Here is a 13353-nt window from a genome sequence, read left to right as displayed (position 1 = left end):
CGGCACTCCATCCGCCACATCAAACGCTGCAAACGAGCTTTTCTCCGTTCATGTTTCGGTTCCACAGCAAGTTAAAGCAAACGAGGATTTTACGATTGACGTTGAATTAATGAATAAGACGGAACGGAGAGTCGAGATCTTAAGTGGAGAGCCCGTGTTTTATTATGTCATACACCGGTAAGTCGATTAACATGATTGCAAGGAACGATATAGGGGTTGTGCATCCAATGGCAGGAAGCGAGGTTATTTCAGAAAAGCATCCGTACCGGTTTAAAAATCCGGGCGTATATGAGGTTTCGGCCATTGCGGAATTTTCTGTTCAAGGTGGAGCAGACGACGAGGTCTACAAAATGGAAACGGCTCGAAAGCAGATTGAGGTTATTAGCCAAATGTCTCCTAGCGGGAACCGAACGCGCTGATTCAATGAGGGGCTAAAAAGACGGAAAAACGCTTCGAAGAGATTGAGGCCACTGAAGAAGGTACCGTTTCTAAGCGGCTCGAAAAATTCATCGACAACAAGGCATCGGCTCCCAGTAACTGGGTGCCGATGCCTTGTTGTTGGAACCATCTTGGACACTTCTTGCCTACTCCTGCTCTCCCATTTTTAATATTCGTTTTAAATTTACGGCAAATTAGGGCCATTGCTCCTTGCGAAACCGACGGTCTGTCCGCTGCTGGCATCCCGCCCGATCAGCTCTCGCGCTCGCCCGTCAGGAAACGGTAGCCGATGCCCGGCTCGGTCGCGATATAGAGCGGATCGGCCGCGTTGTCCTCGAGCTTCTTGCGCAGATGGCCGACATAGACGCGCAGATAATGGCCTTCCGACTCGACATGGCCCGGTCCCCATACTTGCCGGAGCAGCTGCTTCTGCGTCATCACCTTGCCCGCGTGCTGCGCGAGCGCCTTGAGCAGATCGTACTCGGTCGGCGTCAGCTTCACCCGCTCCCCCGACAGCTCCACGATCCGCTGCGCCAAGTCGACCGTCAGCCGCCCGAACCGCAGCACCGGCTCGGCCGCCGGGCCGCCCGCCGCATGGCGGAGGGCGACGCGGATGCGCGCGACGAGCTCCCCCGTGCCGAACGGCTTGGTCACATAATCGTCCGCCCCGCTGTCGAGCGCCTCGATCTTGTCCTCCTCGCCGTCCTTGGCCGTCAGCACGATGACCGGCATCGGCGACCACTCGCGCAGCCGCTTCAGCACGTCCAGTCCCGGACCGTCCGGCAGGCCGAGATCGAGCAGCACGAGGTCGGGATGCCCGGCCGCTGCCTGCAGCAGGCCGTCCTCGCCCGTGACGCTCTCCTGCACCTCGTAGCCATGCGCCTGCAGCGTCATCCGCAGCAGCTTGCGGATTTGCGGCTCGTCCTCGATGAGCAGGATGCGCGCTCCGCCCGCCTTATTCGTCATGCTCTCCGCCTCCTGTCTGGTCCGTTGCAGCCGCCGGCAGCTCGACGGTCATGACGGCGCCGATGCCGCCGTCCCCGGGTCCGGCGGCGATCGAGCCGCCATGAAGCTCGGCGACCGCCTTGGCGATGGACAGGCCGAGTCCCGTCCCGGTCACCGACGCTGCATTGCCGCTGCGATAAAATTTCTGGAAAATCCGCTCCCGGTCCGCCTCCGGAATGCCGATGCCCTCGTCGCGGACGGCGATCCGCACGAAGCCCTCCCGCTCCTCGGCGGCGATGACGATCCGGCTGCCGTCCGGCGAATATTTGACCGCATTGCCGATCAAATTGACGAGCATCTGCTCCAGCAGCACCGGATCTCCCCGCAGCAGAGGGGCGGGATCGCCGAGCCGCAGCTCGACCGCCCGTTCGCCCCGAGCCTCCTTCAGCTGGCGAAGCGCCGCGCCGACCAGCTCGTCGGTGCCGACCCAATCCCGCCTCAGCCGCAGCAGGCCGCTCTCCAGCCGGACCATGCCGAGCAAATTGGCCACCAGCCGGTTCATGCGCAAAGCCCCTCCGCGGATCGAGACGAGCAGCTCGCGCCGCTCCTCCTCGCCGAACAGCGCCCCCGATTCCAGCAGGGCGCTGCTCGAGCCGATCATCTCCGCGAGCGGCGTCCTCAGCTCATGCGAGACGGAGTCGAGCAGCGCGGCCCGCAGCCGCTCCGACTCGGCCGTCACCTGCGCCAGCCTCGCCTCCTCGCCCCTGCGGATACGGGCCAAAGCGCCCGCCGCCAGGCCGGCCATCGCCTCGCAGCGGGTGCGGTCCGCCGGCCACGCCCCTGCCTGCTGCGGGTCGCCCCGCAGCAGCAGCACGCCGAGAGACTCTTCCTCGGCCGTCAGCGGGAGCAGCAGCGTCGCTCCGTCCAGGATGCGGATGCTGCCCGCGTCCCCGGCCTCCTGCCGGGCGACGCTCTCGACGATCCGCCGCATGCGCTCCTCTTCCACATCTGGCGCAGCCGCCGGGTCGGCGCCGTAGCGGACGAGACGTCCGTCTTTTCCCGGCAAATAAAAGACCGTCTCCTCCCCGGTCAGGCTGCCGATGCCCGCCCGGAACGTCCGCACGAGCGACTCGACATCCGCTACGTCGCTCATGCTCCGGCTGATGTCATACAGGATCGCGGTCTGCCGCTGCTGCGTGACCGCCTGCCGCACCTGCCGCTTCAGCCGTCCGGCCAGCTCCGACGTGAGCAGCGCCACGGCCAGATAGACGGCGAACGAGACCAGATAGCGCAGGTCCGCCACCGTGAAGCTGAGCACCGGCGGCACGAAGAAGAAGTCGAACGCCAATATGCCCGCTCCCGCTGCGGCGACGGCCGGACCGCGTCCGCCGTAGACCGCTCCGATCAGAATCGGAAACAAATAGATCAGCGCCGCGTTGACCGGATCCATGCCCAGCTCGGGCACCCGCATGAGCGCGGTCAGGGCGGCCGTGCCCGCCACTACCGCCGCATAGGGCAGCCAGCCCGGCTGTGCGGCTGCTTCCGCCATGCTCCGTCACCCTTTCCAACCGATATCGTCCCATTATACCGCACCGAGCCGCCCCAAGCCCGGCGCGCAGCCGTAAAAATAATATAAAGAATGCGGATTTTTTCCGACAATCTGTCCGGCTCGCGCTTTACAAAATGTATAGCCCTCTTTCTTCCAATCGTTGGTATAATCGGAGCGAATTCCAATCCATTCGATGTCAGGAGGCATGAAGTCATGAAATCCGTCGTCCGTCTCATCGCCAGCATCTCTCTTGTTCTCGCGCTCGTCCTCGGCAGCTCGCCGCAGCTCGGGCTGCAAGCCGTTCCGTCCGCCGCCGCCGCGGTGTCCGGGCCTACGGACTTTGCCGGCATCATCAGCTACCTGAAGGCGAACGGCAAGCTGCCCCCGAACTTCCTGACGAAAAGCCAGGCGACGAGCCGCGGCTGGGTATCGAGCCAGTGCAATCTGGCGACCGTCGCTCCGGGCTACAGCATCGGCGGCGATACGTTCCAGAACCGCGAGGGCAAGCTCCCGGCCAAAAGCGGACGGACGTGGAAGGAAGCGGACGCCTACTACAGCTCCGGATGCCGCAACGCTTCCCGCGTCCTCTATTCAAATGACGGCCTGTACTACACGACGAGCGATCATTACGTCACCTTCACGAAGTGGAACTGAGATGGTAGACTAGAAGCGGAGAGGGACTTGCCGGAAACGGCAAGTCCCTTGCCATGCAGGCTGGAAAAGGGGGTCTCGACATGAGAGAGCTGCTGCTGGACGGAAGCAAGCTGCAGGCATGGAACGACATTCACGATTGGTTTGCGGAGCAGTTCGGCTTTCCGGAGCATTACGGCCGCAACCTCGACGCTCTCTACGATTGCCTCGGCGACTATGCCGCGCCGCCGCTCCGCTTGCGGTGGCTGCGCTTCGAGGAAAGCCGGGTTCGTCTCGGCGAGGATGCCGCGCGCGCGCTCCTGCAGCTGCTGCAGGACGTCGAGTCGGAGCTGGACGGCTTCGAGGTGAGCGTCGAATGAAGCTCCGCTTGTTCCGCGCAGGCTGCCTGCTGCTGCTCGCTGTCCTTTTGGCCGCGGGCTGCGCCCTGCGGACGGAGGACGCAGCCCGCGGCGGCTCCGGAGCAGACGGCGCGGACAACAGCTTCGCTACGATCATCGGCCATCTTCGGGAGCATGGCGAGCTGCCGGAGCATTTCCTGACCAAGGCCGAGGCCCGGAAGCGCGGCTGGAACGCCAAGTCCTGCAATCTCGCCGACGTGCTGCCCGGAGCGAGCATCGGCGGCGACCGCTTCCAGAACCGCGAGGGGCTGCTGCCGGCCAAGTCCGGCCGGATCTGGCGGGAAGCGGATGCCGAGTACGAGTCGGGCTGCCGCAACGCGAAGCGGGTCGTCTATTCCAACGACGGCCTCTATTACGTCACCGAGGACCATTACAAGTCGTTCCGGGAATGGACGGCTCCTTGATCGCAGAATGAAAAAAAGCAGCTCCCGAGCGGCCGTCTTCCGGCCGTGCGAGGAGCTGCTTTTTTGCATGCGCCGCTTGTTGTTGCTCAGATCACGCTGCGCGAGGAGACGTAACGGTCCTTCCACCAGCCGCTCGTCAGGCTGTGGATCGCCACCCCGTCCGCCGAAGGCGTGTTGTGGATGAACTGTCCGTTGCCCATGTAGATGCCGACGTGATTGATGACGCCGTTGTTTGAGCCGACCGTATCGAAGAAGATCAGGTCGCCCTTCTGCAGATTGGCCCGGCTGACGGCCTGGCCTTGGCTCTTCTGCACGCTCGTGCCCCACTTCAGGCTGACGCCGGCTTGTCCGTAGACGAACTGCGTGAACGACGAGCAGTCGAAAATGAGCCGGGATTCGTTGCGGACGCCGTAGCCGTAGCTGACTCGTCCGATATAGCTCTGCGCGATCGAGACGACTTGGTCGCGCTTGGAGGAGACGCCCGGGGACGTCGTGCCGCCGGTCGAGCCGCTCGGTCCCGAGTAGGTCGAATATTGGCTGGAGGAGGAAATATAGCCGCTCTCGCCTCGCGGCGTCAGCACATGCAGCCAGTAGGCGTTCGCCTGGCCGACGACGTGGACCTGCTCTCCTTTTTTCAGCATGCGGATCTTGTCCGATCCGGCGCTGGCCTGAACCCTCATGTTGACGCCATATGTAATCTTGGTCTCGTAGGATGCCGCCGCCGAAACGGTGCTCGAGGCGGGAATCCAGGCCCCGCCTACGGCTCCAAAAGCGATTGCCGCGCTCAGCGCCACCTTGATCTTGTTTCGGCTTGCCCAACTATTGTTCATTCTGGATGCTTCCTCCTTGGGTGCAAGTTGTACCCTGAGCATACCAGAAATGAATCGCCCTATATTTTTCCACAAAGAGCGGAAAACCAAGGACGGCTTGGCTCGGCCGCCCTTTGTTAGAAATAAATGAGAAAGCTCTAACCTTTCATTTCCTCTATTTCCTCTCCTGCCTCCCCGTCGCCTGCCAGACCGTGCGTCTGCCGGAAGTAGGCCCGATTGTGCAGCATGCTCGGATGATCCGGAAATAGGCGCAGCGCAGCTTCGTTATGCTCATGCGCCTTGGCGTACAGCCCCATCCGGTCATAGCAGAGGCATAGCTGAAGATGCGGATACCAGGTGCCGGCCGTACGATCGGACAAGCCCATCGTCGACGGCCAATCCGCCTTCAGCGCCTGCTCGTACCAATAGGCCGCGATGCCGTAGCTGCCGCTGTCGAACAAGGCGTTGCCGATGGCACAGCAGCCTTCCGGCCGCGGCTTGTCGTAAGCAAGCGCGCGCAAGGCGGACTGCAGCCGCAGCTCCGGCTGCCCGAGCGCTTCGTAGCACGCCGCGAGCTTCATGCAAGCCTGCAGATTGTCCTCCACCCAGCCTTCGCCGGTCCGCAGCATCGTCTCGTAATGGATCGCCGCTTCGTCATGGATGCCGTGATCCTTGAGCTCGTTGGCGTAGTAATAGAGATCGCGCACCGAAAACGCCTCTCCCCGCTCCCGCCGCTGCCGGTAGATGCGCAGGTTGCGGTCGGTATAGGCTTTGTCCTTGCCGTGCTGCACCGCCGCATCGGCGTCCAGATGAGGTCCCGAGGCGTCCAGATACTCATGCACCGCCCCGATCCAGCGGAAGCCGCGATCCCTGCGCACGATGCGGTTGCGGCGCAGGCTCGACAGCGGCTCCCCATCCGCCCCGCGGCTGAGCACGTACGGCATCGTCACCCGCCAGATCGAAGGGTCCAGCGTCCGCTTCAGCTCCAGCAGGCGCTCGGCGTCCTGCGGCTCGACGTAGTCGTCGGCGTCCAGCCAGAGGATGTAGTCCATCTTGGCATGAGAAAAGGAGAAGTTGCGCGCGGCGGCAAAATCGTCGATCCACTCGAACGGCTCCACTCTCGCTCCGAACGAGGCCGCGATCTCTGCGGTGCGGTCCTCGGAGCCCGTATCCGCGATGACGATCTCGTCCACGACTTCCCGGACGGAGGACAGCGCCCGTGCCAGCACCGCCTCCTCGTTCTTGACAATCATGCACAGGCTGATCGTGATCACAGCTCATCCCTCCTGTCTCCACCGTATTCGCATTCTCCGCTCTCCATGCCTAGCGCGGCTTCACCTCCCGGCCTCGTGCCGCATATACAGGCAACATCGAAGGACCGACCGCTCTCGAGCGCTCGGCAGCTAGAAAGGAGCGGCGGAGAGTGGCCCCTTCAAGGCGCGGCAAGAAACGATTCAAATCCCGCCCATCGTTGCGCAGGCTGCTTCGGTGCGCTGCTACGCTGGCGGATAAGCGCTGGTCGGGAAAAGAGCTGGCGCGAAAGCTGGAGCGGCTTATCGAGGCGGAGGGCCGGAAGGCATGCGCGAAGCCCAAGCGACGCAAGGCGACTCGGCCGAGCGGCGGCATGAAGCCTTGCCAGAGGAAGCGGCGGCGGCCGAAGGCTCCCTGCCGGCCTTGTGATGCCGGAAAAATCAAGGCGCTGGTGAATGAAGAGCTTGGCCTGATCGTGCCTTTGCTGCCTCCGGGCAGCACCGGGGCGACGGGGGCGACTGGTGTTGCAGGAGCGACGGGCGGCACGGGGGCGACTGGGGCGACGGGCTTTACGGGTGCAACAGGTTCTAGTGGAGCGACTGGGGCGACGGGCCCTAGCGGGGCGACGGGGGATCCTGGTGCAACAGGGGCGACCGGTTTTACGGGTGCAACCGGTTCTAGCGGTGCGACTGGGGCGACGGGCCCTACTGGGGCGACGGGGGATCCTGGTGCAACAGGGGCGACCGGTTTTACGGGTGCAACCGGTTCTAGCGGTGCGACTGGGGCGACAGGTTCTAGCGGAGCTACTGGCACCACAGGGGCGACCGGGGCCACTGGCTTTACAGGTACGACTGGCGCTACTGGTGCGACCGGCTTTACAGGCGATACTGGTGCTACTGGCGTGTCTGGTACGACTGGAGCTACTGGGGCCACGGGTGCGACTGGCATCACAGGTGCGACAGGCTTCGCTGGAGACACGGGCGCGACTGGCTCTAGCGGTGCGACCGGGGCTGCTGGCGCAACCGGGGCGACTGGAGACACGGGCTTGACCGGGGTGACTGGTTTTACGGGGACCACGGGTGCAACCGGGGCGACCGGCGCTACGGGTCCGAGCGGAGTCGCAGGGGTGACTGGCTTCACTGGCGCGACTGGCGTTACGGGTGCGAGCGGAGTTACTGGCGTCACTGGGGCTACCGGTTCTACCGGGGCCACTGGAGACACTGGCTCGACAGGAGCAACTGGATTTACGGGGACGACTGGCGCTACGGGTGCGACAGGTGCGACCGGGTCCACGGGAGACACTGGCGCGACCGGAGTAACTGGCTTTACAGGTACGACTGGTGCAACTGGAGCGACCGGCTTTACAGGGGCGACTGGCTTCACTGGCGAGACGGGCGCGACGGGTTCTAGTGGCGCTACTGGCTCCACGGGTGTGACCGGGGCCACTGGCTTTACGGGGGCAACTGGTGCAACTGGGGCCACGGGTGCGACTGGCAACACGGGTGCGACTGGCTTCGCTGGAGACACAGGCGCGACAGGTTCTAGCGGTGCGACCGGGGCGACCGGCTTTACTGGCGCAACTGGTATTACAGGTGCGACTGGCCTCCCTGGCGATACTGGCGCTACGGGTGCGACCGGGGTGACTGGCATCACGGGGGCGACAGGTGCGACAGGTGCGACCGGGGCCACTGGCGTCACGGGCGTGACCGGAATAACCGGTTTTACCGGGACAACGGGTGCAACTGGGTCGACCGGCGCTACGGGTTCGAGCGGAATTACTGGGACTACTGGGGCGACTGGTTCTACTGGGGCAACTGGCTTTACTGGCGCGACGGGCGCGACGGGTTCTAGCGGCGCTACTGGATCCTCAGGTGTGACAGGTTCGACCGGGGCAACCGGAGACACGGGCATGACCGGGGCGACTGGCTTTACTGGGGCAACTGGGGCGACCGGAGCCATTGGCCTTACGGGCGCGACTGGTTCTAGCGGAACTACTGGAACCACAGGCGCGACTGGTTCGACAGGTGCGACCGGGGCCACGGGCCTTACCGGGACAACTGGCGCGACCGGCTTTACTGGAGACACGGGTCCAACCGGGGCCACGGGTGCGACTGGCTTCACTGGAGACACGGGCGCGACAGGTTTTAGTGGAGCTACTGGGACGACTGGCGCTACTGGCGACACTGGTGCGACCGGGGCAACGGGCTTAACAGGGACGACTGGCGATACTGGGGCAACGGGCGTAACCGGAGTAACCGGTTTTACAGGCGCGACGGGAGCCACCGGCGCTACGAGTCCAACCGGGGCCACTGGAGCGACGGGCTTTACAGGTGCGACGGGCTTCACAGGAGACACTGGAGCGACCGGGATAACTGGCCTTACGGGGACGACGGGTGCTACTGGCTTTACTGGCGCGACGGGCGCGACGGGTTCTAGCGGAGCTACTGGAAACACGGGTGTGACAGGTTCGACCGGGGCAACTGGCGACACGGGCGTGACCGGGGCAACTGGCGACACTGGCTCGACAGGAGCAACTGGCTTTAACGGGACGACGGGCGCTACTGGTGCGACTGGTTCTAGCGGTGCGACCGGGGCTGCTGGCGCAACTGGGGCGACCGGCTTTACAGGCGCAACAGGTCCTACCGGGGCGACAGGTGCAACTGGTTTTACAGGTGCAACGGGCTTCACTGGAGACACAGGCGCGACTGGTTCTAGCGGAGCTACTGGCTCCACGGGGGCGACAGGTCCAGCCGGGGCCACTGGGACGACGGGCTTTACGGGTGCAACCGGGGTGACTGGCCTTACAGGGACGACTGGTGCAACTGGGGCGACAGGCGCAATTGGCTTTACAGGCGTGACGGGCTCCACTGGAGATACTGGAGCGACGGGCTCTAGCGGAGCAACTGGCTCCACGGGGGCGACAGGTGCAACCGGGGCCACGGGCGACACGGGTTCGACAGGTTCGATCGGGGCGACCGGCTTTACAGGCGCAACAGGTCCTACCGGGGCCACGGGTGCAACTGGTATTACAGGTGCAACGGGCTTTACGGGCGACACAGGCGCGACAGGTTCTAGCGGAGCGACTGGCTCCACGGGGGCGACAGGTCCAGCCGGGGCAACTGGCGACACGGGCGTGACCGGGGCAACGGGCTTAACAGGGACGACGGGCGCTACTGGTGCGACCGGCTTTACAGGCGATACTGGTGCGACTGGCATGACTGGGGCCACTGGCGTAACCGGTTTTACAGGCGCGACGGGAGCGACCGGCGCTACAAGTCCAACCGGGGCCACGGGAACGACGGGCATTACAGGTGCGACGGGCTTCACTGGCGAGACTGGAGCGACGGGTTCTAGCGGAGCTACTGGCTCCACGGGGGCAACAGGTTCGACCGGGCCCACGGGCGACACGGGTTCGACAGGAGTAACTGGCCTTACAGGGACGACGGGCGCTACAGGCGAGACAGGTTCTAACGGTGCGACCGGGGCTGCTGGCGCAACCGGCGCGACAGGTGCAACTGGTTTTACAGGTGCGACCGGATTCACTGGAGACACTGGCGCGACTGGAACCACGGGGGCGACTGGTCCAACCGGGGCAACTGGCGTGACCGGGGTGACGGGCTTTACAGGGACGACGGGCGCTACTGGAGACACTGGAGCGACCGGGCTAACTGGATTTACGGGGGTGACTGGCTTCACTGGCGCTACGGGTTCCAGCGGCGCTACGGGCACCACGGGGGCGACTGGTTCAACCGGGGCGACTGGCGTAAACGGAGTGACTGGATTAACGGGGACGACTGGTGCAACCGGAGCGACTGGCTCTACGGGTGTAACGGGCTTCACTGGTGAGACTGGCGCTACGGGTTCCAGCGGTGCTACTGGGATCACGGGGGCGACTGGTTTAAACGGCGCGACTGGAGACACTGGCGCAACCGGAGTAACTGGCCTTACAGGAACGACTGGTGTAACAGGTGCGACCGGCTTTACAGGTGCAACGGGCTTCACTGGAGACACTGGCGTGACCGGGGCCACGGGCGACACGGGCGCGACGGGTTCTAGCGGCGCTACTGGAACCACAGGTGCGACAGGTCCAACCGGGGCTACTGGCTTTACGGGCGCGACGGGCTCTAGCGGAACCACTGGAACCACAGGTGTAACAGGTGCGACCGGGGCTAGTGGCACCACAGGTGCGACTGGTTCGCCTGGGGCCACTGGCTTTACGGGCGCGACCGGCTTCACTGGCGAGACGGGCGCGACGGGTTCTAGTGGAGCTACTGGAACCACGGGGGCGACCGGAACGACCGGGCCTACTGGCGACACGGGCGTGACCGGGGCGACTGGTGACATGGGGACGACTGGTGCAACCGGAGCGACTGGCTCTACGGGCGACACGGGCGCGACGGGTTCTAGCGGTGCTACTGGAACCACGGGGGCGACTGGAATGACCGGGCCTACTGGCGACACGGGCGTGACCGGGGCGACGGGCTTAACGGGGACGACTGGGGCGACCGGAGCTACTGGTGCTACTGGTGCGACGGGCTTCACTGGCGCGACAGGTTCTAGCGGCGCTACTGGCACCACAGGTACGACAGGTCCTGCCGGGGCAACTGGCGACACTGGCGCGACTGGAGTAACTGGCCTTACAGGTACGACTGGCGCTACTGGCGCGACAGGCCCTACCGGGGCCACTGGTGCAACTGGAATTACAGGTACGACTGGAATCACGGGTGTGACAGGTGCGACCGGAGCGACTGGCTTTACGGGCGCGACCGGCTTCACTGGTGATACTGGCGCGACGGGCTCCAGCGGTGTCACTGGCGACACTGGGGCGACAGGTTCGACCGGGGCATCTGGCGTGACCGGAGTGACTGGCTTTACGGGGACGACTGGTCCAACTGGGGCGACTGGAATCACAGGCGCTACTGGCGTTACGGGTTTGAGCGGAGTCACTGGCGACACTGGGGCGACAGGTGCGACCGGGGCATCTGGCGTGACCGGAGTGACTGGCTTTACGGGGACGACTGGTCCAACTGGGGAGACCGGAGCGACTGGCTTTACGGGAGCGACGGGTTCTAGCGGAGCTACTGGCATCACGGGTGTGACAGGTTCGACCGGGGCAACTGGAGACACGGGCGTAACCGGGGTAACTGGCCTTACCGGGACAACTGGTGCAACTGGCGCGACCGGAGCGACTGGCTCTACGGGCGCGACGGGTTCTAGCGGCGCTACTGGCACCACGGGTGCGACCGGAACGACCGGGCCTACTGGCGAGACTGGCGTGACTGGCGTGACCGGGACGACTGGCGCTACTGGTGCGACGGGCTTTACGGGCACGACGGGGACGACCGGGGTAACTGGCCTTACTGGGACGACTGGTGTGACCGGCGCTACTGGCTCTACAGGAACAACTGGCACTACTGGTGTGACGGGGGCGACGGGATTCACAGGCGCAACAGGCGCGACGGGACCAACAGGAGCTACAGGCGTTACTGGCGAGATTGGCGCAACGGGCCTTACTGGTGTGACGGGCTTCACAGGCGCAACGGGGACGACCGGAGCGACCGGTCCGACCGGAACGACCGGAACGACCGGAACGACCGGAGCAACTGGAGTTTCTGGCGCTACTGGTGTGACCGGCGCTACTGGTGTGACCGGCGCTACTGGTACAACTGGCGTGACGGGGACGACGGGTCCTAGCGGGGCGACCGGCTTTACGGGCGCCACAGGAACGACAGGCCCGACTGGTGCGACCGGAGCCACCGGCATATCTGGAGAGACCGGATCTACAGGCGTGACGGGGACGACCGGCGCTACTGGCGTGACCGGAACGACCGGGGTTTCTGGAATAACTGGAGCTACAGGCGCTACTGGTACGACCGGCTTTACGGGCACGACGGGGACGACCGGCGCCACTGGGGCAACCGGGGTTACTGGAGCCTCTGGCACCACCGGAGTTACGGGTGCGACTGGATTTACAGGCGCGACGGGGACGACCGGGACCACCGGCGCAACGGGTCCCAGCGGAGCTACTGGGGCTACTGGGGCTACTGGGGCTACTGGGGCTACTGGGGCTACTGGGGCTACTGGGGTTACTGGGGTTACTGGGGTTACTGGAGTTACTGGGTCCACTGGCACGACGGGCGTGACCGGGGCAACAGGCCCAATCGGCACTACGGGGACGACCGGCGCTACGGGCGTTACAGGAGCGACCGGATCCACTGGAGCCACAAGCGCCACCGGCGCGACTGGACCTACCGGCCCGACAGGTCCGACCGGAGCAACAGGTGCGACTGGCTTCACCGGAGCGAGCGGAATCACGGGCGCGACGGGCGTGACCGGATTCACTGGCCCGACGGGCGCGACCGGAATCACGGGCGCGACGGGACCTAACTTCCTCTCGAACGGCTTCTCCGCCACGCGAACGCCGAGCACGTCGTCGAGCAGCACGCAGCTGACGGGCTGGAGCACCGCGTCGCCGTTCTACCCCGGCACCGGATTCGACCCGACGGGCGGCAACTATACGGTGCCCGTGACCGGACGCTACTCCATCGAGGCGACGATCAGCTACTCGACGACCGCGTCGCTCAGCGTCTCTCTCGGCTCCAGCGTGACGCCGGCTTTCGTCATCCAGCGCACGTCGCCGGTCTCGACGGTTCTCGTCACGGGATTGTTCCCGGTTCTCGACGTCAACATCGCCCTCCTGCTGACGCTGCGGGCGATCCTCGGCTCCGCGACGATCACGATGGCCGGCGAATACCAGCTCAATGCCGGCGACGTCATCGGCATCTACTATGTCGCCAACGGCCTCACGGTCAACCTCAACCTCGGCGGTGCCGCCGCAAACGTTTCCACCTGGGCGATCCATCAGATGGCTTGATTTCGGATGAGGACCGCCGCCGATGCGCAAAAAC

9 protein-coding genes are annotated in these 13353 nt (G+C 64.6%); 5 read left to right on the top strand and 4 right to left on the bottom strand.

What is annotated here, in order from left to right; all coding sequences use genetic code 11:
- Window positions 1-227: 227 nt before the first annotated feature.
- On the top strand, window positions 228-419 hold the full coding sequence (locus tag H582_RS32085; RefSeq protein WP_127464330.1) for a hypothetical protein: 192 nt from the start codon (window positions 228-230) through the stop codon (window positions 417-419).
- A 271-nt stretch (window positions 420-690) separates the two neighbouring features.
- Here the strand turns inward: H582_RS32085 and H582_RS0117865 are convergent, their stop codons facing one another.
- Entirely contained in the window at window positions 691-1404 is a 714-nt protein-coding gene (locus H582_RS0117865) for a response regulator (protein WP_028599605.1), read from the bottom strand.
- Window positions 1394-2932, bottom strand: coding sequence for an ATP-binding protein (locus H582_RS28335; protein ID WP_052333398.1), 1539 nt, complete (start codon window positions 2930-2932; stop codon window positions 1394-1396). Before H582_RS28335 ends, H582_RS0117865 begins: the two co-directional genes overlap by 11 nt.
- 213 nt (window positions 2933-3145) lie before the next feature.
- Between H582_RS28335 and H582_RS0117855 the strand changes: the two genes are divergently transcribed.
- The 3 genes from H582_RS0117855 (at window position 3146) to H582_RS0117845 (ending at window position 4385) form a co-directional block, all read left to right on the top strand.
- Window positions 3146-3586 (top strand): ribonuclease domain-containing protein, encoded by a 441-nt coding sequence (locus H582_RS0117855; RefSeq protein ID WP_028599604.1) that lies wholly within the window; start codon window positions 3146-3148, stop codon window positions 3584-3586.
- 80 nt (window positions 3587-3666) lie between these two features.
- The gene (locus tag H582_RS0117850) at window positions 3667-3942 is read left to right on the top strand and encodes a barstar family protein (RefSeq protein ID WP_028599603.1); all 276 of its coding nucleotides are present in this window, start codon (window positions 3667-3669) and stop codon (window positions 3940-3942) included.
- Complete coding sequence (locus H582_RS0117845; RefSeq protein ID WP_028599602.1) at window positions 3939-4385, top strand: ribonuclease domain-containing protein; 447 nt, start codon at window positions 3939-3941, stop codon at window positions 4383-4385. The genes H582_RS0117850 and H582_RS0117845 overlap by 4 nt, the downstream gene beginning before the upstream one ends.
- An 86-nt stretch (window positions 4386-4471) precedes the next feature.
- Here H582_RS0117845 and H582_RS30310 read toward each other — a convergent pair whose 3' ends face one another.
- Window positions 4472-5215: a C40 family peptidase gene (locus tag H582_RS30310; protein WP_052333397.1), complete on the bottom strand. Its 744-nt coding sequence runs from the start codon at window positions 5213-5215 to the stop codon at window positions 4472-4474.
- Window positions 5216-5352: 137 nt separating this feature from the next.
- Window positions 5353-6468 (bottom strand): glycosyltransferase family 2 protein, encoded by a 1116-nt coding sequence (locus H582_RS0117835; RefSeq protein WP_028599601.1) that lies wholly within the window; start codon window positions 6466-6468, stop codon window positions 5353-5355.
- Between the two features lie 1679 nt (window positions 6469-8147).
- Between H582_RS0117835 and H582_RS32080 the strand changes: the two genes are divergently transcribed.
- Complete coding sequence (locus tag H582_RS32080) at window positions 8148-13319, top strand: beta strand repeat-containing protein (RefSeq protein ID WP_476739319.1); 5172 nt, start codon at window positions 8148-8150, stop codon at window positions 13317-13319.
- Window positions 13320-13353 lie beyond the last annotated feature (34 nt).

Source organism: Paenibacillus pasadenensis DSM 19293, from assembly GCF_000422485.1.
Taxonomy (GTDB): domain Bacteria; phylum Bacillota; class Bacilli; order Paenibacillales; family Paenibacillaceae; genus Paenibacillus_O; species Paenibacillus_O pasadenensis.
The sequence above is the reverse complement of the archived record's forward strand: the minus strand, read 5'-3'. Positions and strand labels throughout refer to the sequence as shown.